General features: G+C 69.9%; 20 protein-coding genes and 1 pseudogene. 16 read left to right on the top strand and 5 right to left on the bottom strand.

Translation table 11 applies throughout. From position 1 onward, the window contains the following. Nucleotides 1–211: 211 nt before the first annotated feature. Together AOK08_RS12260 and AOK08_RS12265 are read right to left on the bottom strand one after the other, a co-directional pair. Nucleotides 212–889, bottom strand: coding sequence for a potassium channel family protein (locus AOK08_RS12260; protein WP_055525537.1), 678 nt, complete (start codon nt 887–889; stop codon nt 212–214). Continuing rightward, a complete protein-coding gene (locus tag AOK08_RS12265) occupies nt 889–1,560 on the bottom strand; it encodes a potassium channel family protein (RefSeq protein WP_055525538.1) in 672 nt (223 codons plus the stop codon). The genes AOK08_RS12260 and AOK08_RS12265 overlap by 1 nt, the downstream gene beginning before the upstream one ends. Before the next feature lie 443 nt (nt 1,561–2,003). On the opposite strand from AOK08_RS12265, the gene AOK08_RS12270 reads away from it, so the two are divergent. Continuing rightward, complete coding sequence (locus AOK08_RS12270) at nt 2,004–4,073, top strand: APC family permease (RefSeq protein ID WP_055525539.1); 2,070 nt, start codon at nt 2,004–2,006, stop codon at nt 4,071–4,073. 133 nt (nt 4,074–4,206) lie between these two features. Then, nucleotides 4,207–5,535: a class I SAM-dependent RNA methyltransferase gene (locus tag AOK08_RS12275; RefSeq protein ID WP_055525540.1), complete on the top strand. Its 1,329-nt coding sequence runs from the start codon at nt 4,207–4,209 to the stop codon at nt 5,533–5,535. Between the two features lie 271 nt (nt 5,536–5,806). Here the strand turns inward: AOK08_RS12275 and AOK08_RS12280 are convergent. After that, nucleotides 5,807–6,163: pseudogene (locus AOK08_RS12280) on the bottom strand (transposase); the annotation flags it as partial. 278 nt (nt 6,164–6,441) lie between these two features. Between AOK08_RS12280 and AOK08_RS12285 the strand changes: the two are divergent. Beyond that, entirely contained in the window at nt 6,442–10,140 is a 3,699-nt protein-coding gene (locus tag AOK08_RS12285; protein WP_198539248.1) for an FG-GAP-like repeat-containing protein, read from the top strand. 916 nt (nt 10,141–11,056) lie between these two features. Here the strand turns inward: AOK08_RS12285 and AOK08_RS12290 are convergent. Then, nucleotides 11,057–11,395 carry a thioredoxin family protein gene (locus AOK08_RS12290; RefSeq protein WP_055525542.1) on the bottom strand — a complete coding sequence of 113 codons (339 nt, stop codon included), beginning with the start codon at nt 11,393–11,395 and terminating at the stop codon, nt 11,057–11,059. A gap of 182 nt (nt 11,396–11,577) precedes the next feature. Continuing rightward, a complete protein-coding gene (locus tag AOK08_RS12295) occupies nt 11,578–12,720 on the bottom strand; it encodes a PucR family transcriptional regulator (RefSeq protein ID WP_055525543.1) in 1,143 nt (380 codons plus the stop codon). A gap of 87 nt (nt 12,721–12,807) precedes the next feature. Here AOK08_RS12295 and AOK08_RS12300 point away from each other — a divergent pair, with 87 nt between their 5' ends. The 13 genes from AOK08_RS12300 (at nt 12,808) to AOK08_RS48875 (ending at nt 24,670) form a co-directional block, all read left to right on the top strand. Further along, nucleotides 12,808–13,866 carry a ferredoxin reductase gene (locus tag AOK08_RS12300; protein WP_055525544.1) on the top strand — a complete coding sequence of 353 codons (1,059 nt, stop codon included), beginning with the start codon at nt 12,808–12,810 and terminating at the stop codon, nt 13,864–13,866. A 7-nt stretch (nt 13,867–13,873) separates the two neighbouring features. Next, on the top strand, nt 13,874–14,992 hold the full coding sequence (locus tag AOK08_RS12305; RefSeq protein ID WP_055525545.1) for a fatty acid desaturase family protein: 1,119 nt from the start codon (nt 13,874–13,876) through the stop codon (nt 14,990–14,992). A 131-nt stretch (nt 14,993–15,123) separates the two neighbouring features. Next, a complete protein-coding gene (locus tag AOK08_RS12310; protein WP_055525546.1) occupies nt 15,124–15,438 on the top strand; it encodes a DUF6400 family protein in 315 nt (104 codons plus the stop codon). After that, nucleotides 15,425–15,682, top strand: coding sequence for a hypothetical protein (locus AOK08_RS12315; protein ID WP_055525547.1), 258 nt, complete (start codon nt 15,425–15,427; stop codon nt 15,680–15,682). The genes AOK08_RS12310 and AOK08_RS12315 overlap by 14 nt, the downstream gene beginning before the upstream one ends. 156 nt (nt 15,683–15,838) lie before the next feature. Next, a complete protein-coding gene (locus tag AOK08_RS12320; RefSeq protein WP_055525548.1) occupies nt 15,839–17,593 on the top strand; it encodes an enoyl-CoA hydratase-related protein in 1,755 nt (584 codons plus the stop codon). 90 nt (nt 17,594–17,683) lie between these two features. Continuing rightward, nucleotides 17,684–18,757, top strand: coding sequence for an NADH-quinone oxidoreductase subunit B family protein (locus AOK08_RS12325; protein WP_055525549.1), 1,074 nt, complete (start codon nt 17,684–17,686; stop codon nt 18,755–18,757). Between the two features lie 109 nt (nt 18,758–18,866). After that, nucleotides 18,867–20,648 carry a nickel-dependent hydrogenase large subunit gene (locus tag AOK08_RS12330; protein ID WP_055525550.1) on the top strand — a complete coding sequence of 594 codons (1,782 nt, stop codon included), beginning with the start codon at nt 18,867–18,869 and terminating at the stop codon, nt 20,646–20,648. Continuing rightward, nucleotides 20,645–21,190: a protein kinase family protein gene (locus AOK08_RS12335; protein ID WP_055525551.1), complete on the top strand. Its 546-nt coding sequence runs from the start codon at nt 20,645–20,647 to the stop codon at nt 21,188–21,190. The genes AOK08_RS12330 and AOK08_RS12335 overlap by 4 nt, the downstream gene beginning before the upstream one ends. Continuing rightward, nucleotides 21,187–21,846 (top strand): DUF5947 family protein, encoded by a 660-nt coding sequence (locus AOK08_RS12340; protein WP_055525552.1) that lies wholly within the window; start codon nt 21,187–21,189, stop codon nt 21,844–21,846. Before AOK08_RS12335 ends, AOK08_RS12340 begins: the two co-directional genes overlap by 4 nt. Then, entirely contained in the window at nt 21,843–22,550 is a 708-nt protein-coding gene (locus AOK08_RS12345; RefSeq protein ID WP_055525553.1) for a DUF6084 family protein, read from the top strand. Before AOK08_RS12340 ends, AOK08_RS12345 begins: the two co-directional genes overlap by 4 nt. Then, complete coding sequence (locus AOK08_RS12350) at nt 22,547–23,992, top strand: hypothetical protein (RefSeq protein ID WP_055525554.1); 1,446 nt, start codon at nt 22,547–22,549, stop codon at nt 23,990–23,992. Before AOK08_RS12345 ends, AOK08_RS12350 begins: the two co-directional genes overlap by 4 nt. After that, nucleotides 23,989–24,549, top strand: coding sequence for a hydrogenase maturation protease (locus AOK08_RS12355; RefSeq protein WP_055525555.1), 561 nt, complete (start codon nt 23,989–23,991; stop codon nt 24,547–24,549). Before AOK08_RS12350 ends, AOK08_RS12355 begins: the two co-directional genes overlap by 4 nt. Before the next feature lie 10 nt (nt 24,550–24,559). Next, nucleotides 24,560–24,670, top strand: coding sequence for a DUF6893 family small protein (locus tag AOK08_RS48875; protein ID WP_405540346.1), 111 nt, complete (start codon nt 24,560–24,562; stop codon nt 24,668–24,670). Nucleotides 24,671–24,728 lie beyond the last annotated feature (58 nt).

The following is a 24,728-nucleotide window of genomic DNA, read 5'->3' on the forward strand; positions in this document are numbered from 1 at the left end:
CCGCCGCCCTTTCCCGTTCCCATGCCGTTCCTGGGGGCTGTGCCCCCAGACCCCCCATCGGCCCTTAAGGGGCCTCGTCCTCAAGCGCCGGACGGGCTGGGGGGCCTGGGGCGGCCTCGTCCTCAAGCGCCGGACGGGCTGAAAATGGGCGGGCCTGGGGTGGCCTTGTCCTCCAGCGGCGGACGGGCTCAAATAACCGGGCCTGAGCCCGTTATTTGGGGGAGTCCTCCTTGCGTACCGACAGGAGGTCCTCCAGTTGTTCCTCCCTGGCCTGGGCGGCTACGAACAGGAGTTCGTCGCCTGCTTCCAGGGAGTCCTCGCGGGTCGGGGTCAGGACCCGGGTGCCGCGGATGATCGTCACGAGGGACGTGTCCTCCGGCCACTCCACATCGCCGACCTGGGTGCCGGCCAGGGCCGACTCCGGGGGGAGGGTCAGTTCGACCAGGTTGGCGTCGCCGTGGCTGAAGCGCAGCAGGCGTACCAGGTCACCGACGCTCACCGCCTCCTCGACCAGGGCCGACATCAGACGCGGTGTGGACACCGCCACGTCCACACCCCAGGCCTCGTTGAAGAGCCACTCGTTCTTGGGGTTGTTGACGCGGGCGACGACGCGCGGAACGCCGTACTCCGTCTTGGCGAGCAGGGAGACGACCAGGTTCACCTTGTCGTCGCCCGTCGCGGCGATCACGACGTTGCAGCGCTGCAACGCGGCCTCGTCCAGCGACGTGATCTCGCAGGCGTCGGCCAGCAGCCACTCCGCCCGGGGGACTCGTTCGACCGAGATGGCCGTGGGGGCCTTGTCGATCAGCAGGATCTCGTGGCCGTTCTCCAGCAGCTCGCCCGCGATCGAGCGGCCGACGGCACCGGCACCGGCAATGGCGACCCTCATCAGTGACCGGCCTCCTCTTCAGGGCCCTCGGCGAAGGACGCCTCGACCTTCTCGACGTCGTCCGTACGCATCATCACGTGCACCAGGTCGCCCTCCTGCAGCACCGTCTGCGAGGTGGGCAGAACCGCCTCGCCCAGACGGGTGAGGAAGGCGACGCGCACGCCGGTCTCCTCCTGCATCTTGCTGATCTTGTGGCCGACCCAGGCCGACGACGCGTGCACCTCGGCGAGCTGGACGCCACCGGTGGGATCCCGCCAGAGCGGCTCCGCGCCGGACGGCAGCAGCCGGCGCAGCATCTGGTCGGCCGTCCAGCGGACCGTGGCGACGGTCGGGATGCCCAGGCGCTGGTAGACCTCGGCGCGGCGCGGGTCGTAGATGCGGGCCGCGACGTTCTCGATGCCGAACATCTCGCGGGCCACCCGGGCGGCGATGATGTTCGAGTTGTCACCGCTGGAGACGGCGGCGAAGGCGCCCGCCTCCTCGATGCCCGCCTCACGCAGGGTGTCCTGGTCGAAGCCGACCCCGGTGACACGACGGCCGCCGAACCCGGAGCCCAGTCGTCGGAAGGCGGTGGGGTCCTGGTCGATCACGGCGACCGTGTGCCCCTGTTGCTCCAGGGTCTGCGCGAGAGCGGAACCCACTCTGCCGCAGCCCATGATGACGATGTGCACGACCGTCCTTCCGATCCGATGTCATGGCCCCGCCGTTGTCGACTTGGCCTGAACAGGGTCTCAGACCCTGGCCCAAGCTACACACGCACGGTGGGCGGAGGGCACCCCCGCGTGGACTCCGTACGCACCCGTCGCCGCCTACCTGCGGCTGATGCTGCGCACGCTGGCCACGGTCAGCAGGGCGAGGACCACGAGTGCGACGGCGGCGCCGATCAGCTCCGCGGCGAGATGCGGCATGAGGTCTCCCGGACGAGAGGGGGATACGGGAAAGCCGTGAGTATGGGCAAATAGGGCATAAGGAGTGTTGTGGTTTGGTCATATAGCCATGAGGACGCGGATCCGGGGGTGTCCGCCTGTCTCGGGTGCGGGAATTTCACTCGGTGGACCATCGGGTTTTCACCCGGATGTGCCCAGAACAAGGCGGGCAGCTTACGATCCTGTCCGTGTCCAAACTGACCGACGTGCCCAAACGGATCCTGATCGGGCGCGCACTGCGCAGTGATCGGCTCGGCGAAACGCTACTGCCGAAGCGCATCGCTCTCCCCGTCTTCGCCTCCGACCCGCTGTCCTCCGTGGCCTACGCTCCCGGGGAAGTGCTGCTGGTCCTGTCGATCGCGGGCGTGTCGGCATACCACTTCAGCCCGTGGATCGCGGTCGCTGTCGTCGTACTGATGTTCACCGTGGTCGCTTCCTACCGGCAGAACGTGCACGCGTACCCGAGCGGCGGCGGCGACTACGAGGTCGCGACCACCAACCTCGGCCCCAAGGCCGGCCTCACGGTCGCCAGCGCGCTGCTCGTCGACTACGTGCTGACCGTCGCCGTGTCGATCGCCTCCGGCATCGAGAACCTCGGCTCCGCCGTCCCCTTCGTCGTCGAGCACAAGGTGTTCTGCGCGGTCGCCGTCATCGTGCTGCTCACGCTGATGAACCTGCGGGGCGTCAAGGAGTCCGGCAAGCTGTTCGCGATCCCGACGTACGTGTTCGTCGCGGGCGTCTTCATCATGATCGCGTGGGGCGCGTTCCGTGGTCTGGTGCTGGGCGACGAGATGCGCGCACCGACGGCCGGCTACGAGATCAAGGCCGAACACCAGGGACTGGCGGGATTCGCGCTGGTGTTCCTTCTCCTCCGCGCCTTCTCCTCCGGCTGTGCCGCGCTCACCGGCGTCGAGGCCATCTCCAACGGTGTGCCGGCCTTCCGCAAGCCCAAGTCCAAGAACGCGGCGACCACGCTCGCGGCGATGGGTCTCCTCGCCGTCACCATGTTCTGCGGAATCATCGTGCTGGCCATGACCACCAAGGTGCGGATGGCCGAGAACCCCGCCCACGACCTGCTGGACAAGGGCGTCCCGCTCGGCCCCGGCTACGTCCAGAACCCGGTGATCTCGCAGGTCGCGGAGGCCGTCTTCGGTGACGGCAGCTTCTTCTTCGTCCTGCTGGCCGCCGCCACCGCGCTGGTGCTCTTCCTGGCCGCCAACACCGCGTACAACGGCTTCCCGCTGCTCGGCTCGATCCTCGCGCAGGACCGTTACCTCCCGCGCCAGCTGCACACGCGCGGTGACCGGCTCGCCTTCTCCAACGGCATCGTGCTGCTCGCCGGCGCGGCAGTCCTGCTGGTGTGGATCTACGGGGCGGACTCGACCCGCCTCATCCAGCTCTACATCGTCGGCGTGTTCGTGTCCTTCACGCTCAGCCAGACCGGCATGGTCCGGCACTGGAACCGCCACCTGGCCACCGAGAAGGACCCGGCGAAGCGCCGGCACATGGTCCGCTCCCGCGCCATCAACACCTTCGGCGCGTTCTTCACCGGGCTGGTGCTGGTCGTCGTACTCGGTACGAAGTTCACGCACGGCGCCTGGGTGGCGCTGCTCGGCATGGTGATCTTCTACGCGGTGATGACCGCGATCCGCAAGCACTACGACCGGGTCTCCGAGGAGATCGCCGCGCCGGAGGGCCCGAGCGACGACAGCGTACGGCCGTCGCGGGTGCACTCGGTCGTCCTGATCTCGAAGATCCACCGGCCCACCCTGCGCGCGCTCGCGTACGCCAAACTGATGCGCTCCGACACCCTGGAGGCCGTCAGCGTCAACGTCGACCCGGCGGAGACGAAGGCGCTGCAGGAGGAGTGGGAGCGGCGGGGGATCACCGTCCCGCTGAAGGTGCTCGACTCGCCGTACCGGGAGATCACCCGGCCCGTGATCGAGTACGTGAAGGGGCTGCGCCGGGAGTCGCCGCGCGACGCCGTGTCCGTGATCATCCCGGAGTACGTGGTCGGCCACTGGTACGAGCAGCTGCTGCACAACCAGAGCGCGCTGCGGCTCAAGGGCCGCCTGCTGTTCACCCCGGGCGTCATGGTGACGTCGGTGCCGTACCAGCTCCAGTCCTCCGAGGCGGCCAAGATCCGGGCCCGCAAGCGGCAGGAGTGGAACGCGCCCGGATCCGTCCGCCGCGGACCCGCCGAGGAGCGGACGCAGCAACGGACGGAAGACACCCAGGAACCGAGCGCGAAGAACTGACGGTCCCGGGCCAGTCCCGTACGTCTTGTACGTCTCGTGCGGGCTTGTGGTGAGCGGTCGGGCGGCACCCACGTAGACTGGTGGGCTGTTGTCCGGCCGTTCCCTTTTCCCTCTTCTCTGGAGTCACCCCGCCATGCAGGCAGAACCGAAGAAATCGCTGGCGGGCCAGGAGTACGAGGTCGAGGTCGGTCCCGTCGCCCACGGCGGCCACTGCGTCGCCCGTACGGACGACGGCCAGGTGCTCTTCGTCCGGCACGCGCTGCCCGGTGAGCGGGTCGTGGCCCGGGTGACGGAGGGCGAGGAGGGCGCGCGGTTCCTGCGCGCCGACGCGGTGGAGGTCCTCACGGCGTCCAAGGACCGGGTCGAGGCCCCCTGCCCGTACGCCGGCCCCGGCCGCTGCGGCGGCTGCGACTGGCAGCACGCCAAGCCCGGTGCCCAGCGCCGCCTCAAGGGCGAGGTCATCGCCGAACAGTTGCAGCGGCTCGCCGGCCTGACCCCGGAGGAGGCCGGCTGGGACGGCACGGTGATGCCGGCCGAGGGCGACAAGCTGCCGCCGGGCGAGGTGCCCCAGTGGCGTACGAGGGTCCAGTACGCGGTGGACGCGGACGGCAACGCCGGGCTGCGCCGCCACCGCTCGCACGAGGTCGAGCCGATCGAGCACTGCATGATCGCGGCGCCGGGTGTCAGCGAGCTGGGCATCGAGCAGCGCGACTGGGCCGGCATGGAGTCCGTCGATGTGATCGCCGCGACCGGATCCCAGGACCGCATGGTCATCCTGGAGCCGAAGCCGGGCGCCCGCCTTCCCCTCGTCGAGCTCGACAAGCCTGTCTCCGTCATGCGGGTCGAGGAGCACGACGGCGGCATCCACCGGGTCCACGGCCGCGCGTTCGTCCGCGAGCGTGCCGACGGCCGTACGCACCGTGTCGGCAGCGGCGGCTTCTGGCAGGTCCACCCGATGGCCGCGGACACGCTGACGAAGGCGGTCATGCAGGGCCTGCTCCCGCGCAAGGGCGACATGGCCCTCGACCTCTACTGCGGCGTCGGCCTCTTCGCGGGCGCCCTGGCCGACCGGATCGGCGACAAGGGCGCGGTGCTCGGCATCGAGTCGGGCAAGCGCGCGGTCGAGGACGCCCGGCACAACCTCGCCGCCTTCGAACGCGTCCGCATCGAACAGGGCAAGGTCGAGGCGGTCCTGCCGCGCACGGGCATCACCGAGGTCGACCTCATCGTCCTGGACCCGCCGCGGGCTGGGGCCGGCCGGAAGACGGTCGAGCAGCTCGTGAAGCTGGGCGCACGCAAGATCGCGTACGTGGCGTGCGATCCGGCGGCGCTGGCCCGGGATCTGGGGTACTTCCGGGACGGGAGGTATCGGGTGCGGACGTTGCGGGCTTTCGATCTGTTTCCGATGACGCATCATGTGGAGTGTGTGGCGATCCTGGAGCCGGTCACGAAGGGCTCCTGACCTGCGATTTTGAGTATGTGCGCTATGTGCGCTATGTGCGGTGTGGGCGTTACGGGCGATGTCTTGACGCTGAGACGACGCTCGTTCTGATGAGGCGTCAGGCACGTTGGGGTGCTGGCCAGGCGGCCTGTAGCGGCTGGGGAACGGGTGGCTGAGTGGAGCGATCGCCTTGCCCAAACGGCCTACATGCTTCAGGGCCGCGCCAAGATTGGTCAGTGCCATACCCTCAAAGTTGGAGTTCCCCCCTCACGCAGGAGGCTGACTGCCTGGGGGCGGTGCGCAGCGCGGCCAGGACCCGCTGTCCACCCGCCGCCAGCGTGCTGATCAGCTGGGAGACCGTCGGGTCGGAGGCCACCGGCCCGAACACGGCCGGCTCGGCCCGCAACATGCCCACATCGGCCAGGCAGTCCCCGCCCAGCGCCACCGCGAGCCCGACATCCAGCAGGATCTTGCCCGGATCATGCACCGTCCGCGGCTTGCGCCAGGGCACGAGTGCCGCCGATATCGCCGCATCGAGACCGGACTTGCCGATCGTCTCGACCAGCAGCACCGCCCCGGCCTGCGAAACGACTCCGCGACCGCCGCCTTCGACGCGGACACGCGGGTAGGACCCGATTCGCTTCCTCACCTGGAGAGTACTTCTTCCCGTGCAGCCGACAGAACCCTAGACAAGTCCCATCGTTGCAGGTCAGGAGCACTCTCCGTTTATTTGATCAAGACGTGGACGAGCACGCTCATGAAAGCGCGAGGCTAGGGCCTCAAGGGCATTTCGCCTGCTCCGAACGCCCTCTGAGACCTTCCTCACCTCTCCGTAAGAGATGTACGCGCTTCAGTCCACTGTGGCTGACTGGTACCGCATGGACGGCAGTTCCGCCTCGTTCGGTTTCCGGCAGTGGAGGAAGACCTTTGGCCAGACATCGATGGGGCTTGCGCCGCTGGGTCGCCGCTGTGTGCACCGTGGTCGTCACCGCGACGTTGATCGTGGCGGTCGACTTCGCCGTCGGCCCGGGTGTCACCCCGGCGGCGGCGGCACCCACGGACCGGCTGACCGGGCAGTGGAACATGCAGGGCCGGAACGACGGCATCACCGGAGTTCCCCAGTCCCGGTGGACCGCCGAGGTCACCAACCTTCTTCACGGGGGGATCCAGGTCCTGGCCCTGCAGGAGGCGGGGAGCAACGCGCCCACGGGGGCCTCGTACGTGCCGCGGGTTTTCCCGGGCGGCAGGGTGCAGATGTACACGTGGAACTTGGGCAGCCGCGAAACCCGGCGGGAGGACTACAACATCTTCTGGGGCCTCACCGGCCAGCAGCGCAACGGGCTGGCCTTCGTGATCCGCGACCTGCCGGAAAACCAGGTGCAGAATGCCGTGACGCTGACGGTGCCCGGGTCCATCCGGCCTGTGCTCGGCGTGCAGCTGGGAAATGACTGGTACTTCACCGCTCATGCGCAGTCGAACGGTCCCAACGCACGCAATGACGCCCCGGACATCATCGCCGTGGCGGAGCAGTTCATTGCCCAGCGAGGTCTGGACGAGGACTACATGGTGCTGGCCGACTTCAACGAGGAGCCCGGCCAGATGCCCGCCGCGCTTCACAACCACATCATCGCGACGGACGACCCCACACATCAGAACGGCCGCGTCCTCGATTACGCGTATCTGAACACCGGCAACAACAACACCGTCCAGGCCGACCGCCCGGGCGTGGGGTCGGACCATTATGCCGTCCGCTACCGGATCAACAACGCCTGTCGGCCCGGCGCGGTCGCCCCCCGAGACGCCGCCGACAAGTGTGACAGGCCGGTTCCGGGCGAGCGGTACCGCTTCTACGTACGGAACGTCGACAACCAGGTGCTCTCCAACGCTGTCGGCCACGAGGACCCGGCGCCGGCCCTCCGGGCGCCGACCGGCAACGATGCCGAGGCGCTGCGGGTGCTGTTCAGCTCGACGCCCGGACAATATCTGTTGGCTTTCGACGACAACTGGTGCATCGAGCGCGGTGGCGTCGGCCGACCGGTACACACTGCGCCGTGCGATCCCGCATCGGAGGACCAGACCTGGTTCTTCTCCGAGGGGCAGATCGTCTCGGCCGGTACCGCCGGGTCGTTGCAGTCCGCGCAGTCCGCCGGGGACCGCGAGCTGTACGTGCTCCGGTGGAACTTCCCCTGGCGGTTCGAGCCGTTCGGCCCGTCCTTCCCGATCCGCCCCCGGTCCCTCGGGACCTCGGACATACGGTTGCTGCCACTGGGTGACTCGATCACGCAGGGCGTCGGCGGAAGCCCGGGCGGGACGGGCTACCGGGCCCGGTTGTGGGACCTGCTGTCGGACAACCCCGGTGCGCTGGACTTCGTGGGTTCGGTGAAAACCGGAGAGCTGCCGGACACCGACCACGAGGGACATCCGGGCTGGAAGATCAGTCAGATCAACAATCTGGTCCGGGACTGCACCATCCGCCGCTACCGGCCCAATGCAGTGACCCTGCACATCGGGACGAACGATCTACGGAACGACGTCGACATTGCTGCCACCGCAGAGCGCCTGCGCACGCTGATCAACACGATTCTCCGGCTCGCGCCGGAGACCACCGTGCTGGTGGCCACGCTGGTGCCGTCACTGTCACCGGACGTGAACGCCCGGATCCAGCAGTACAACGCGCGGGTGGTGAGCCTGGTCCAGGGGCTACAGGCCGCCGGGGGGCCGGTACGGCTGGTCGACATGAGCGCGGTGACCACCGCCGACCTGAACGACTCGTTGCACCCGAACAACAATGGCTACCGGAAGATGGCTGACGCATTCTCCCGCGCGCTCGACAGTGCGGTGGCGGAAGGCCTGGTCCAGTCGCCGGAGCCGGGTGACTCCGGGACCTGCGGGGACAGCTCCGCCACCCCTCCCCCGGCGGACACGCCTTCCCCGCCCGGCTGGAAGTGGGCCGGGCAGGTCGCCGCGGGGGCGGGTCCTCGTGATCAGGTGCGGTTCGCCGACCTCAACGGTGACGGCCGCGACGACTACCTCGTTGTCGGCGACCAGGGTCAGGTCAAAGCCTGGTTCAACACCGGCACGGGCGACGCCGTCGCCTGGGCCGCCCAGGGCGAAGTCGCCGCGGGGGCGGGTCCTCGTGATCAGGTGCGGTTCGCCGACCTCAACGGTGACGGCCGCGACGACTACCTCGTTGTCGGCGACCAGGGTCAGGTCAAAGCCTGGTTCAACACCGGCACGGGCGACGCCGTCGCCTGGAGCGCCCAAGGCGAAGTCGCCGCAGGCATCGGCGCCAGCCGGGATCAGGTGCGGTTCGCCGACATCGACCTCGACGGCCGCGCCGATTACCTCGTCGTCGGCGACCAGGGCCAGGTCAGGGCCTGGACGAACAACCTTGGCAGCGCCGGGCGTCCGTGGGCGGGGGGCGGCGAAATCGCCTCGGGGGTAGGCGCCACTCGCGATCAGGTGCGGTTTGCCGATCTGAACGGTGACGGCCGCGACGACTACCTCGTGGTGGACGACCAGGCCGGGATCCGAGGATGGCTCAACGCCGTCGGCGACGGTGGCCGGTCGTGGGACTACCAGGGTGCCGTCGCCGGCGGGGTCGGTGCCAGCAGTACCGAGTTGGCCCTGGCCGATCTCAACGGCGACGGCCGCGCCGACTACCTCAAGGTCGGCGCCGAGGGACAGGTCTCCATGTGGCTCAACTACCGCTACGGCCGCTCCGACCCGTGGGCCTGGCAGGGCCTGATCGCCACCGCCGGCGCCCCGCGTCAGCAGGTGCGGTTCGCCGATCTCAATGGCGACGGCCGCGACGACTACCTCGTCGTAGGGGATCACGGTGAGGTCCGCGCGTGGCTGAACATCCCGGACGGCGGCGGTGTCGGCTGGAAGTGGATCGGGCAGGTCGCTGCGGGGGCGGGTTCTCGTGATCAGGTGCGGTTCGCCGACCTGAACGGTGACGGTCGCGACGATTATCTTGTTGTCGGTGACGAGGGTCAGGTCAAGGCCTGGTTGAACACCGGTACCGGTGATGCCGTCGCCTGGGCTGCCCAGGGTGGGGTCGCTGCGGGGGCGGGTTCTCGTGATCAGGTGCGGTTTGCCGATCTCAACGGTGACGGTCGCGACGATTACCTTGTTGTCGGTGACCAGGGTCAGGTCAAAGCCTGGTTCAACAGCGGCACCGGTGACGCCGTCGCCTGGGCCGCCCAGGGCGAAATCACGGCAGGCGTCGGCGCAGCAGGGAACACGGTTGTCTTCGCCGACCTCAACGGCGACCGCAAGGACGACTACCTGGTGCTCGGCGAGTACGGCCAGATCCGTGCCTGGGTCAACAATCTCGGCGGTGCGGGCAGCGCGTGGTTGTCCCGCGGCACAATCGCCTCGGGTGTCGGCTACTCACGCGACGAGGTCGAACTGGCCGAGATCAACGGTGACCGCCGCGCCGACTATGTCGTCCTTGACCAACAGGGCGGGGTCCGGGCCTGGTTCAACAACACGGCGGCGGGCAGTCCGGCGCCGGGCGATCCACCGGCGATGCCGGGCGACCCGAGCCCTCCTACACGTCCGGGCGACGACGGTTCCCTTCAGGGCACCGTGCTTCCGATCTGCGTCGCCAACCGGTGCTGATGACGCTCTCACCTTGTCCCTGTTGGCCGGGCTCACATGACAATGCGCCGGACGTAAGCTTGTCACCACCGGCGCCGCGGCACGCTGCGTCGTGGCCTCCCGCCTCGCAGCGGGGCTGGTCCCGCACGTCCGCTTCGTGGTCGTCGCCGATGGGCCGGTGCCCGGTGCAGCGCATCTGAGCCCGAATTCGGTGAGCACGTCGGCCCTGGTCCGGGCGATGAGTCGCTGAATGGTGCGAACCGGACTACCAGGCCAGGGGAGTCCGGGCCCGCAGCCGGGTCGGACACGGTGGAACGGACGGACAGCGGGGCGGTCTCCAGTGCCTGAACCTGCCAGCGCCGTGCTTCCAGGCCGTTACGAAGCGCCGCGATGTCGGTGGCGACATCGAGGTCGGCTGGCGCGGTTCACGAGGTGGTGCGCCCGCACGGTTTATCTTGTCGCGATCCTGGAGCCGGTGAGCAAGGCATCCTGACCAGCGGTTTGGTGACATCTTGTGGGACGAGGGGGCACCTTGCTCACCAACGGCCGGGCACCGTCCGTACGCGATGCGAGCGACCGGAGTCGCACGCGTGCGAGACGGTGCAGGCCGTACAGGACCGGATCGGCTGGAGAAGCCTTCAAAGCCGACGCCGCTTCGTCGCCAACGCCTCCCAAGAACTCACTTCGAGAGCCTCGGCGGTGTCCGTGAGGACCTGTTCACCGCCGATCGCGAAGCCGAACATCCGATCGAAGCGCTCCTGCTGCTCGCTCGCAGCCACCGCGGAGCGGACGAGACCGTGAGCGTGGATCTCGCGGAGACCGCGCGGCTCGGGACCTCCGAACGGTGACGGCGTGAGCCGGCGTCGAGGGCGCCCTCGACCTCCCCCCGCGCATTCCCTGAGAGCCGTTCTCGGCGGACGGCGCCCGCAGCGGGCGTTCAGAGGTGGCCGTCCAGGAAGGCCCGTACCTGCGTGGTGGTCATGGGACCGGTGCCGTGTGCCACCGCCGCTCCCTCCTTCAGCAGGACGTAGGACGGGGCTCCGGTGATCCCGTAGCGCTCGGTCGCGGCCGGACAGCGCGTGATGTCGGCGCGGACGGCTGTCAGACGGCCCGTGTAGTCGTCGGCGACGCCACCCACGACGAGGTCCATCACCCGGCAGGGCTCGACTGCCTTGGGCCATGTCCCGGTGAAGTACGCGAGGACCGGAACTCCGCTCATCCCGAGGATGAAATCGAACTCCGCGTCCTCACGTGGCCGGTGAACCCGGTTCGCCATGGAAGCTCCTGACCTCACGTTCCGTCATTTCCTCCCCATCATCCCCCGCCCCTGTCCTCGCCTCTGCCCCTGGCGACCCGGCCCGTCCGCCCCGCCGCGCGCCCGTGGACCGGCTCGTGCCAGGGCGGCGCCGTCCACGAGGACATGAGGGCCGACGCGGTCGTGGACGGCCGGCGTACGCGTCAGCCGGCCGTCCGAAGGCCGACCGCCAGCGTCAGTTCAAGGACCCGCTGTGGCGATGCGAGATCCGGGAACAGCTCCCGTAGCTGCGACATCCGGTACCGGACCGTCTGAGGATGGACGAACAGCGCCGCCGCCACCTCGTCCCGTCTGCCCTGGTGCAGCAGCCACTCCCGCAGCGTCTCCTCCAGCCGCTGTGCGGTCGCGACAGGCAGGATCCGCAACGGTGCGAGGGCTCGGGCGCGCAGGTCCGCGAACGCGTCCGCGTCGGCGCTCAGCACCAGCTCGGGCAGGTGGTCCTCGGTGTCGCGGATGTCGGAGGAGAGGGAGCGCGCGCGTACGGCTCGTGCGTACGAGGCGGACGCGCGGGTCCATGGGCGGGCCGGGCCGACCACGGCGGTGCGGTCGGTGAGCTGCCGCAGGAGATGTGACCGGTCGGCATCGGGGACGAGCAGCACACCGGTGGCGTCCGGCAGATCGTCGAGGACGAGGGTGCTCGGGTCGAGCACGCGGTAGGCGGGCCTGGCCTGGGCGGCGGGCAGCAGGACCGCGGTCAGTGAAACCGGAGGCTGCCACCCGGCCCGTTGAGCGGAGGCCAGCAGCACGTCCGGGCTCGCGTCGGCGAGGAGGTCGCGGGCCAGGTGCTCCAGGTGGCGCTCGTGGGCCCTGCCCAGGGCGGCCAGTTCGTCGGCGTGGCCCGCGGCGCTCGCGGCGGAGAGCTCGTCGATGTAGGCGAAGGTCAGTTCGGCGAACTTGGCGACCTCCGCGGCGGGCAGACCCGCGGGTACGGCACCCGCCGCCAGGCATCGCCAGGCCACGCGGGCGCCGACGCGGTAGGCGCTGAGCAGGGCGTCCATCGAACGGCCGTCGCGCACCTCGCCGCGGCCCAGCTCGTAGGCCGCGTCACCGGCGTCGCCGCCTGTGGCGTTCCCGCTCGCGAGGTCCAGGTAGTGCCCCAGGGCGGTGCGGACGGCTCGGCGGATGGTGCCGCCCATGGGGCCCGAAAGGGCGTTGGCGTAGGAGGGGACCTCGTCGATGATCGCCTGGACGACCTCGTCGGCGGTGGTCTTCAGTGCGGCCCGAAGCGCGGTGACCGTCGTCTCATCCATGGCCAGTTCACTGACCCTCCGGATTGCATGGCTCATGTTTTTGTTCCCTGTGAACAATTCGGCCGACCAGATTTACGTCCTGTGGTCAGGACTTTACGCCTCGCGGCACAGCAGGCTGGAGTCATGACGAGTACAGCCCTCCGCAGCAGGGCGTGGAAACTGCTGGAGATGGTCACGACGCCGCTGCTGCCGTCCGACTACCTCGACCTGGTCAGCCCACTGCGTGCGGGCGCCGACCTGCGTGGGCGCATCGAGGCCGTGCACCCCGAGACGGGCGACGCCGCGACCATCGTGATCAGACCGGGGCGGGGCTGGCGCGGCCACACGGCCGGTCAGTACGTGCGGATCGGGGTCGACGTCGACGGGGTGCGCCTGTGGCGTGCCTACTCCGTCACCTCGCCGACAAACAGCCAGGACGGCCGCGTCACGATCACCGTGAAGGCGATCCCGGACGGCAAGGTCAGCAACCACCTGGTCCGCAGAGCGCAACCGGGCACGCTGATCCACCTCGACCAGGCGACCGGTGACTTCGTGCTGCCGCGGGCCAAGCCCGCCAAGGTGCTCTACCTGACGGCCGGCAGCGGCATCACGCCCGTGATGGGCATGCTGCGCGACACCGAGTTCGACGACGCCGTCATGGTCCACTGCGCGCCACAGCCGCAGGACGTGATCTTCCGCGACGAACTCCACGACCTGGTCGCGGACAACAAGCTGCGGCTCACCGAGGTGCACACCGACACGGACGGCAAGCTCGACATCGCCCGTCTCGACGAACTGGTGCCCGACTGGGCCGAGCGCGAGACCTGGGCCTGCGGGCCCGCGGGCCTGCTCGACGCCGCCGAAGAGCACTGGACCGAGCACGGCGTACAAGAGCGCCTGCACATCGAACGCTTCCGCCCCAGCATCGTCGTCGCCGGTGACGGCGGCGGCGAGGTCACATTCAGCACCACCGGCAAGACCGTCGAGGCGGACGGCGCCACGCCGTTGCTGGACATCGGCGAGGAAGCCGGCGTGCTCATGCCCTCCGGGTGCCGTATGGGCATCTGCTTCGGCTGCGTCACACCGCTCAAGGCGGGCGCCGTCCGCGACCTGCGCACCGGCGAGATCACCGAGGCCGAGCCGGGCGTCCTCATCCAGACCTGCGTGTCCGCCGCGGCGGGCCCCTGCGACATCGAACGGTAGGAGCACCGTGACCGCCATCGACCCCACCGCCCACCTGACCACGGCGCAGATCGAGGAACTCGGCCGCGAGCTGGACGCGATCCGCGACGAGGTCATCGCCGACCGCGGCGAGAAGGACGCCGCCTACATCCGCAGGGTCATCTCGGCACAGCGCAAGCTGGAGCTGGTCAGCAGGGGCGTACTGCTGTTCTCGATCTTCCCGCCCGCGTGGCTGATCGGCACCGCCGGTCTGTCCGTGGCGAAGATCATGGACAACATGGAGATCGGCCACAACGTCCTGCACGGCCAGTGGGACTGGATGCGGGACCCGAAGATCCACTCCACCACCTGGGAGTGGGATCACGTCTCGCCGTCCGATCAGTGGAAGCACTCGCACAACGAGCTGCACCACACGTACACCAACGTGATCGGCAAGGACAACGACCTCGGCTACGGCATCATGCGCGTCGACGAGGACCAGAAGTGGCACCCGTTCTACCTCGCCCAGCCGCTGTGGAACTTCATCAACGCCTGCTTCTTCGAGTACGGCATCGCGGCGTACGACCTGGAGCTCGGCAAGAACCTGCACAAGCGCCGCCGCAACAACCCTGAGTTCCGCGCGCGGGTCAGGGCCGTGGGCCGCAAGATCCGCAAGCAGGTGCTCAAGGACTACGTGATCCACCCGCTGCTGTCGGGCCCGTCGTTCCTCCCCACGCTCGCCGCCACGTTCACCGCGAACCTGGTCCGCAACATCTGGTCCCACTCGGTGATCATGTGCGGGCACTTCCCCGAGGGCGTGCAGGTCTTCGAGCGCCGGTCGATCAAGGGCGAGACGCGCGGCCAGTGGTACCTGCGCCAGATGATGGGCTCCGCGAACATCAGCGGCAGCAAGGCCATGCACTTCATGACTGGCAACCTGTCGCACCAGATCGAGCACCACCTCTTCCCGGACCTGCCGAGCAACCGGTACGCCGAGGTCGCGGTGAAGGTGCGCGCGCTGTTCGAGAAGTACGAGCTGGAGTACGTCAGCGGGCCGCTGCCCAAGCAGGTGTTCTCCGCGTGGCACAAGGTCTTCCGCCTCTCGCTGCCGAACAAGAAGTCCAAGGTCGAGACGCCGGACCGCGAGCCGGAGCTCCTCGCGGCCTGATTCCCGGTTCCTCCGACGCGTCAGGCGGAGTGCGTCGCGGTCCGCCTCCGGACGCCCCGGGGCGCGGACCGCGTGTGACTTCTCCCACCTGCTCTTGCCGGAGCGGGGATCGCTTACCTACGTTCGGGCACATGTCCTCCCAAGACCGTGCCCTTCCTGGCGAACCGGACGAACCCGCCGCGGCGAGCATCCCCGCGGCGGACCGGCCCGGCGCCCTCCCCACGGTCGACTTCGCCGTGGACCTGAGCTCGCACGAGCTGCTTCGGCGCGCCCATGTCCTGGACGCCCTCGGCTCCGACTGGGACCCCGTCGCCGTACTCCGCGGCGAGGAAGCGGCGTACGAACTGCTGTACTCCGGCCTCAGCGCGGAGCAGCAGCGGGTGTACGACGAGCTGGTCCTCGCCGGTGTGCTTCCACGGAGAGGGGACGGCCATGCTGCCGCTTGACCCGCAGGCCGACATCGGGCGTCGCGCCTGGGTGGCCTGCCCGAACTGTGACGACCGTCGCGGATGCGGCACCTGCGAGCAGGGGCGCACCTGCTCCGAGCACTGGCGCTACCTGCTCTCCAACGTCGGCAGCCTGCTCCACCTGCAGTGCCGGTCCTGCACCCACATCTGGACGCACGAGACCCATTTCGGTGCCACCCGCTCCCCGTGGGAGCGCGTCACCAGCGGCCTGCGACGACAGTGATCGTCCACAGCCGCTGACCCGGTGAGGCCGGACGGCGGATCGGTGCCCGCTTTCGGATGACCTCACCGTCTGCCGCCGGGAACGGCGGGCCGCCCTGGCCGAGGATCTCGGTCGGCGGCCATCCCTGCCTGCCGTTCCGTCCGCCCGGAGGCAGCCGTGCACATCCTGATCCTGGCCAGCGCGTTCAACAGCCTCACCCAGCGCGCCCACGCCGAACTGCGCGACCGAGGCCACACCGTGGCGGTGGAACTCGCCCTCCCCGGCAGCCCGTTGCCGGACGCCGTACGGCGGCACGCGCCGCAGCTCGTCGTGGCGCCGATGCTGAAGACGGCGATTCCCGAGGAGGTGTGGTCGGCGTACACCTGCCTCGTCGTCCATCCGGGGCCCGTGGGTGACCGGGGACCGTCCTCCCTGGACTGGGCGATCCACGAGGGCGCCGACCAGTGGGGCGTCACCGTCCTTCAGGCCGACGGCGAGATGGACGCCGGTGACGTGTGGGCCTGCGTGCCCTGTCGGATCCCCGAGGTGCCCAAGAGCGAGCTGTACCGGGGTGAGATCGCCGACGCCGCGATCGAGGCGCTCATGCTCGCGGTGGACCGATTCGCCGGAGGAACCCACGTACCGTGCGAGCAGGACGCGGCAGGAACGGGCGGCGCCCGCCCGCGCTCCCGGCCGTACCTCGACCAGAGTGTCCGCCGGATCGACTGGGCCGAGGACTCCACGCGGACCGTGCTGCGCAAACTGAGGGCGGCGGACTCGCAGCCCGGAGTGCTGGACACGCTGCTCGGCGGTGAGTGGTATCTGCACGGCGGTCATCCCGAGAGCGTGCTGCGGGGCCGGCCGGGCGAACTGCTGGCCACCCGCGCGGGGGCGGTCTGCCGGGCCACCAGGGACGGCGCCGTGTGGATCCCCGAACTGCGGCCCCGGCGCGGACCCGGACAGCCGCCCACGTTCAAACTGCCCGCCGTCCTGGCCCTGGGCGACCTGCTGCCGCCGCTGCCCGAGCATGCCCCGCCCCTGTCGCCCGAGGCGCGGCACAGCACCTGGACGGACATCCGCTACCGGGAGGACGGGAACGTGGGCTTCCTGTCGTTCTCCTTCCCCGGTGGCGCCATGAGCACGGAGCAGTGCCGACGTCTGCTGGACGCCTACCGGGAGGCGTGTGCGCGGCCCACGTCGGTGCTGGTGCTGGGCGGCGAACGGGACTTCTTCTCCAACGGGATCCACCTCAACGTCATCGAGGCCGCCGAGGACCCCGGCGCCGAGTCCTGGGCGAACATCAACGCCATCGACGACCTGGTCGAGGCCGTCCTGACGACGACGGACCGGCTGGTGGTCTCGGCGGTCGCGGGCAACGCCGCGGCGGGCGGAGTGATGCTCGCCCTGGCGGCCGACGAGGTCTGGTGCCGTTCGGGCGCCGTGCTGAACCCGCACTACCGGCTGATGGGCCTGTACGGCTCCGAGTACTGGACCCACACCCTGCCGCGCAGGGTGGGGCCCGCGACCGCCGAACGGCTCATGAGTGAGGCCCTCCCGGTGAGCTCGGCGAGCGCACTGCGCCTCGGACTCGTCGACCGGGTGGTCGACCGCGACCCCGACGAGTTCGCGCGGGAGGTCGGCGGCCTGGCGGCGCGCCTGGCGTCACTTCCGGCGACGGCGGCACGGATCACGGCCAAGAAGTCGGAGCTGGACCGGCTGGAGAGCGCGACCCCGCTGGCCGGCTTCCGTGAGCGGGAGCTGGACCGGATGCGCCGGACCTTCGACGACCCGGACGCCCCGTACCACGCCCTGCGGCGTTCCTTCGTCCACAAGGAGCGGCCCGTGTGCACCCCGCCGCACCTCGGTCCGGCCCCGGTTGCGCGATCCGGCCCGACCCCCTGTGCCGCGGATGTCACTGGAATGGCCCTCTAAGGCGTCTCGTCACGGCCGAACGGCTGCTACGAAGAAGAGCGACGGTCGAAATGCAGGCCTTCATCCCTTACCTCCCCAGGAGGCGGTCCCATGACTGAGGCGACGACGAAGACAGTCGGCGCTGCGCCCGCCGACGAGACACCCACGATCCACATTCTCTGGATCAACGCGGGGCTGAGCTGCGACGGCGACTCGGTCGCTTTGACGGCGGCCATGCAGCCCAGCATCGAGGAGATCGTGCTCGGCGTGCTGCCGGGGCTCCCGAAGATCGCCGTCCACTGGCCGCTGATCGACTTCGAGTGCGGCCCGGTCGGCGGCGCGGACACGTTCATCGAGTGGTTCTTCAAGGGGGAGCGGGGCGAGATCGACCCGTTCGTGCTGGTCGTCGAGGGCTCCATCCCCAACGAGGCGATCAAGCCCGAGGGCTACTGGTGCGGCTTCGGCGACAACCCGGAGACCGGCCAGCCGATCACCACCAGCGAGTGGATCGACCGGCTCGCCCCGAAGGCACTGGCGGTCGTCGCCATCGGCACCTGCGCCACCTACGGCGGCATCCACGCCATGGCGGGCAACCCGACCGGCGCCATGGGCGTGCCGGACTACCTCGGCTGGGACTGGAAGTCCCACGCGGGCATCCCCATCGTGTGCGTCCCGGGCTGTCCGATCCAGCCCGACAACTTCTCCGAGACGCTCACCTATCTGCTCTACCAGGCGGCCGGCTCCGCCCCGATGATCCCGCTGGACGACAAGCTGCGTCCCACCTGGCTGTTCGGGGCAACCGTGCACGAGGGCTGCGACCGCGCCGGCTACTACGAGCAGGGCCAGTTCGCGACGACGTACGACTCGCCGACCTGCCTGGTCAAGCTCGGCTGCTGGGGTCCGGTCGTCAAGTGCAATGTGCCCAAGCGCGGCTGGATGAACGGCATCGGCGGCTGCCCCAACGTCGGCGGCATCTGCATCGCCTGCACCATGCCCGGGTTCCCCGACAAGTTCATGCCGTTCATGGACGAGCCTCCCGGCGCCAAGCTGTCGAGCAACGCCAGCGGGGCGTACGGCGCCGTCGTCCGCAAGCTGCGGTCGATCACGGCCAGGACGGTGGACAAGGAGCCCAAGTGGCGCCGTACCGGCGAGAAGATCGCCACCGGCTACCGGCCCCCGTGGTGAGCGTCCACCGCGAGCGACCCGAGTAACGCGGACAGCACGAGTAATCCGCTCCCCGCTTCGTGCACCCCCCCACACGAACCCTCCCGCAACGAAGGGCACGGCACACACGATGGCACCGAAGACGAAGGCGGCCGGCGACGGCAGCGGCCTGGTGGAGATGGCCTGGGACCCGATCACCCGGATCGTGGGCTCCCTGGGCATCCACACGAAGATCGACTTCAAGCAGAAGCGGGTCGCGGAGTGCTACAGCACGTCGTCGGTCTTCCGCGGCTACAGCGTCTTCATGCGCGGCAAGGACCCCCGCGACGCCCACTTCATCACCAGCCGCATCTGCGGCATCTGCGGCGACAACCACGCCACCTGCTCGGTGTACGCGCAGAACATGGCGTACGGCGTGAAGCCCCCGCATCTCGCCGAGTGGATCATCAACCTCGGCGAGTCGGCGGAGTACATGTTCGACCACAACATCTTCCAGGAGAACCTGGTGGGGGTCGACTACTGCGAGAAGATGGTCAAGGAGACCAACCCCGGCGTCCTCGAACTCGCCGAGCGCACCGAGGCCCCGCACGCCGCCGAGCACGGCTTCCGCACCATCGCCGACATCATGCGCTCGCTGAACCCCCTCGAAGGGGAGTTCTACCGCGAGGCCCTCCAGGTCAGCCGCTACACCCGCGAGATGTTCTGCCTGATGGAGGGCCGCCATGTGCACCCCTCCACGCTCTACCCGGGCGGCGTCGGCACCATCGCCTCCGTGCAGCTCTTCACGGACTACATGAGCCGCCTGATGCGCTACGTGGAGTTCATGAAGCGCGTCGTACCCCTGCACGACGACCTGTTCGACTTCTTCTACGAGGCCCTGCCCGGGTACGAGGAGGTCGGCCGCCGCCGGGTCATGCTCGGCTGCTGGGGCGCGCTCAACGACCCCGAGTACTGCGACTTCACCTACGCCAACATGACCGACTGGGGACGGAAGATGTTCGTCACCCCCGGTGTGGTCGTGGACGGCAAACTCGTCACCAACGACCTCACCGAGATCAACCTCGGCATCCGCATCCTCCTCGGCAGCTCCTACTACGAGGACTGGCAGGGTCAGGAGCAGTTCGTCACCCACGACCCGCTCGGCAACCCGGTGGACCCGCGCCACCCGTGGAACCAGCACACCATCCCCGCCCCGCAGAAGCGGAACTTCGACGACAAGTACAGCTGGGTCATGTCCCCGCGCTGGTTCGACGGCAAGGACCACCTCGCCCTGGACACCGGCGGCGGCCCCCTCGCCCGCCTGTGGTCCACCGCCCTGTCCGGGCTCGTCGACATCGGGTACATCAAGGCCACCGGCCACAGCGTGGTCATCAACCTGCCCCGCACCATGACCAAGCCGGAGACCACCTTCGAGTGGAAGATCCCGAAGTGGTCCAACGCGCTGGAGCGCAACCGCGCCCGCACCTACTTCCAGGCGTACGCCGCCGCCGTCGCCCTGCACTGCGCCGAGAAGGGCCTCGCGGAGGTCCGCGCCGGACGCACCCAGACCTGGGAGAAGTTCGAGGTCCCGGACGAGGGCATCGGAGTCGGCTTCACCGAGGCGGTACGAGGCGTCCTCTCCCACCACATGGTGATCCGCGACGGCAAGATCGCCAACTACCACCCGTACCCGCCCACCCCCTGGAACGCCAGCACCAGGGACACCTTCGGCACACCGGGCCCGTACGAGGACGCCGTGCAGAACACGCCCATCTTCGAGGAGAACACCCCGGAGAACTTCAAGGGCATCGACATCATGCGCGCCGTCCGCAGCTTCGACCCCTGCCTGCCCTGCGGCGTCCACATGTACGTCGGCGGCAAGACCGTGAAGTCGATGCACGTGCCCACCGGTCTGAGCGGACTGGGCGGATGAGCGCGCCGACGGTGACGGCGCCGGTGAACGCGGAGCAGACCGGACGCCGGGTCGAGGAGGTGCTGGAGCGGCTGACCGCGAGCGGCGACCCGGCCGCCGCCGCGGCGGCGGAGGAACTCGTCCGCTCCCTCATGGACTTCTACGGCGCCGGCCTGGCCCGCATCCTCCATCTGCTGTCCTCCGCTCCCGGCGAGGCGTCGGCGGGGCTGCTCGGTGACGAACTCGTCGCGAGCCTGCTCGTCCTGCACGAACTGCACCCCGAGGACCGCGACACCCGCATCGCCCGCGCCCTCGACGCCGTACGGGAACACGCCCTGGACGTCGTGGACTTCGACGAGGAGAGCGGCACGCTGACCCTGCGGGCCCGGGAGAGCGGTGGCGGTGGCTGCGGTTGCGGCTCCGGCTCCGGCGCGGGCGCCCGCGAGGCCGCCGAGACGGCGCTCGCCTGCTTCGCACCCGAGGTCAGAGCCGTCGACGTACGGACCGCGCCCGCCGGGCCCACGCTCCTCCAGATCAGCACGGCACCGGCGGGGGCCCGATGACGGCGTCCCCGGCGACGCGCACGACCGGACTGCGGAGGTTCCTCACCGAGAGACCTCCGCAGCCCGAACGGTGCGAGCTGTGCGCCGCCACGGTGGAGGCGGGACACCGCCATCTCGTCGACACCGAGAAACGCGCCCTCGCCTGCGCCTGCACCCCCTGCGCCCTGCTGATGGCACAGCCGGGTGCCGCCGCGGGCCGCTTCCGCACGGTCCCGGACCGATACCTCACCGACCCCGGACACCGCCTCGACGAGAGCACGTGGGACGCGTTGCAGATCCCGGTCGGCGTCGCCTTCCTCTTCCGCAACGCGGCGCTCGACCGGCTGGTCGCCCTCTACCCCAGCCCGGCCGGAGCCACCGAGAGCGAACTCGACCCGGCCACCTGGACGTCCGTCCTCGGCGGCAGCCCCCTCGCCGGACTGCTCCAGCCCGACGTGGAGGCGCTGCTGCTGCGCCGCACCGAGGGCCGCTTCGAGTGCCACCTCGTACCGATCGACATCTGCTACGAACTCGTCGGCCGTATGCGCCTGTTGTGGCAGGGCTTCGACGGCGGGGCCGAGGCCCGCGCCGCGCTGGACGCGTTCTTCGCGGAGGTGGCGCGACGCGCCCGGCCCGTGGGCGAGGCGGGGCAGCCGTCGGGGGAGGCGCGGTCATGACGGAGTTCTCCTTCGCCTGCGTCGGCGTCCGCGCCGACCGGTACGCCGCCGGACCGACCCTCGTCTTCCGGCTGCGCGTCACCGCCGGCGACAACGCGCGTGTGCACGCCCTCGCGCTGCGCTGCCAGATCCGTATCGAACCCGCCCGCCGCGGCTACGAGCCCGCCGAGGCAGACGGCCTCGCGGACCTCTTCGGCGAGCGCTCACGCTGGGGCAGCACCCTCCAGCCGGTGCAGTTCGCCCAGGTCGCGGTCATGGTCCCGAGCTTCACCGGAGAGATCGAGACCGACCTCGTCGTGCCCTGCACCTACGACATGGAGATCGCCGCCACCCGCTACCTCAACGCCCTTACCGACGGCGAGGTCCCCCTGCTGATGCTCTTCTCCGGTACGGCGTTCACCGGAGCCGGCGGTTTCCAGGTGGAGCCGGTGCCCTGGGACCGGGAGGCGGCCTTCCGGATGCCGGTCACCACCTGGCGGGAGATGGTCGAGCAGCACTTCCCCGGCTGCGGCTGGATCCGGCTGCCCCGCGACACCATGGACGCCCTCCTCGCCTACCGCTCCCGGCACGCCCTGCCCTCCTGGGAGGCGACCCTCAAGGCCCTGCTCGACGCCGACAGAACTGACGCCGACAGCCCTGTGGCCCCGCCCCGGAGCGACCCGTTCCGCGCGCTCACCGCCACCATCGGAAGGACGGATCCGTGACCGTGACCGCGTTCGCCTCCGACACGGAGGAGCGGTTCGCCCTCGCCCGGCAGGTGGCCGACGCCGTCCTCTTCGAGGGCTACGTGCTCTACCCGTACCGCGCCTCCGCCGCCAAGAACCGGCTGCGCTGGCAGTTCGGGGTGCTGGTGCCGCCCGGCTGGGGCGCCGAGTGCGAGGAGCACGACTTCCAGCACACCGAGTGCCTGATGGAACCGAAGGGGGACGCGACCCTCTCGGTCGAGGTGCGCTTCCTGCGCGCCCGGCGGCGCACGGTGCAGCGGGCCCGCCCCGACGGCGGCTGGGACACGGTCCCCGAACTCCACCTCGACGACCGGGTGCTGGTGCCCTGGGACGAGGGCGGCGAGGAGCGTGTCGAGATGGTCGCGCCGGTGGACGAACTCCTCGGCGACGGCATCGTCCACCCCTTCCGGCTCCCCGCCCGGGAGGACACCGAACCGGTCCTGGACGCGGCGGGCCGGACCGTCGGCCGACTGGTCCGGCGGTGCGCGGAGGTCAGCGGGACGGTCCGGCTGTCCGCCCACGAACTCGACGGTCCCTACCGGGCCGTGCGGCTGACCGCCGTCGTCGAGAACACCAGCGACTGGACACCGACCGAGGGGCACACCGCCGACCGGGAGGCCGCGCTGCCGCACTCCCTGGTGGCAACCCACCTCCTCATGGCCCTCAGCGCCGGATCGTTCCTGTCCATGACCGATCCCCCCGAGTGGGCGAAGGGCGCGGTCGCCGCCTGCCGCAACCTGCACACCTGGCCCGTACTCGCCGGCGAACCCGGCAGCGCCGACCTCGTGCTGTCCTCGCCGATCATCCTGGAGGACCATCCGGCCATCGCGCCGGAGAGCATCGGCGCGCTCTACGACGCCACCGAGATCGACGAGATCCTCGCGCTGCGCACCGCGGCCCTCACCGACGAGGAGAAACGCGAGGCCAGGGGCACCGACGAGCGGGCCGCCGCCGTGATCGAGCTGGCGGACACGATGCCTGCCGAGGTCCTGGAACGCCTGCACGGGGCGGTGCGGAGCCTGCGCGAGGTCACCGGTCCCGGCCCCGCCGACCATGGTCCCACCGCCCCGGCCGACGGCTTTCCCGACGAGTACGGGGTGCCGCGCCCGGACACCCCCTGGTGGGACCCCGCGAGCGACGCGGGCTTCGACCCGACCGAGGACCGGGTGGTCGTGGACGGCCGGTCGGTGGGCAAGGGCAGCCGCGTCGAGCTCCACCCGGGCCTGCGGCGCACCGACGCGCAGGACATCTTCCTGCGGGGCCGCGCCGCGAAGGTCGAGGCGGTGCTGCACGACGTCGACGGCGGGGTGCACCTGGCGGTCACCGTCGAGGGCGACCCGGGCGCCGACATCCGCCGCGAGCAGGGACGGTTCCTGTACTTCCAGCCCGACGAGATCACCCCGCTGGAGGACGACGTATGAACCTTTCCCCACCGGAGGGCCTTCCCGCACCGGCAGGTCCGAGAACTCTCGTCGCGGGCATCGGGAACATCTTCCTCGGCGACGACGGCTTCGGCGTGGAGACCGCTCGCCGCCTGGCCGAACGGCAACTGCCGCAGCACGTCGAGGTGGTGGACATCGGCGTACGTGGCGTCCACCTCGCCTACCAGGTCCTCGACGGCTACGACACCCTCGTCCTGGTGGACGCCACGGCACGCGGCGAAGCCCCCGGCACGCTGTACGTGATCGAGCCCGACGGCGCCGGATGCGACACCGGCGCCGTCCCCGCGATCGACGGCCACCGGATGACCCCGGACGCCGTCCTGGCGCTGCTGGGCACCCTCTGCGCAGGCACCGGCGGACAACCGCCGCGCCGCGTCCTGGTCGTCGGTTGCGAACCGGCCTGTGTCGAGGAGGGCATCGGTCTCAGTCAGCCGGTGTCCGACGCGCTGCCGCGGGCCGTCCGGCTGATCGAAGAGCTGCTGCGGGACGGCGTGCCGTCCGTGGCGCGGGCCTCAACCGCTGAGGCTTCGACGTGAGGAGAGATGGATGAAGAAGATCGTCATCGTCATCGGCGGAGCGGCCCTGGCCGCTCTGGGAGCCCTCGTCGCCGGGGTGCTTCCCGACGTCAGGCGCTATCTGCGGATCCGGCAGATGTGAACCCCGGGCGCCACCCGGTGTCCCGCGCGGTTGCGTCGAACGGCGTACCCGCCGGCCG

Source organism: Streptomyces graminilatus, assembly GCF_001418565.1.
Taxonomy (GTDB): Bacteria; Actinomycetota; Actinomycetes; order Streptomycetales; family Streptomycetaceae; genus Streptomyces; species Streptomyces graminilatus.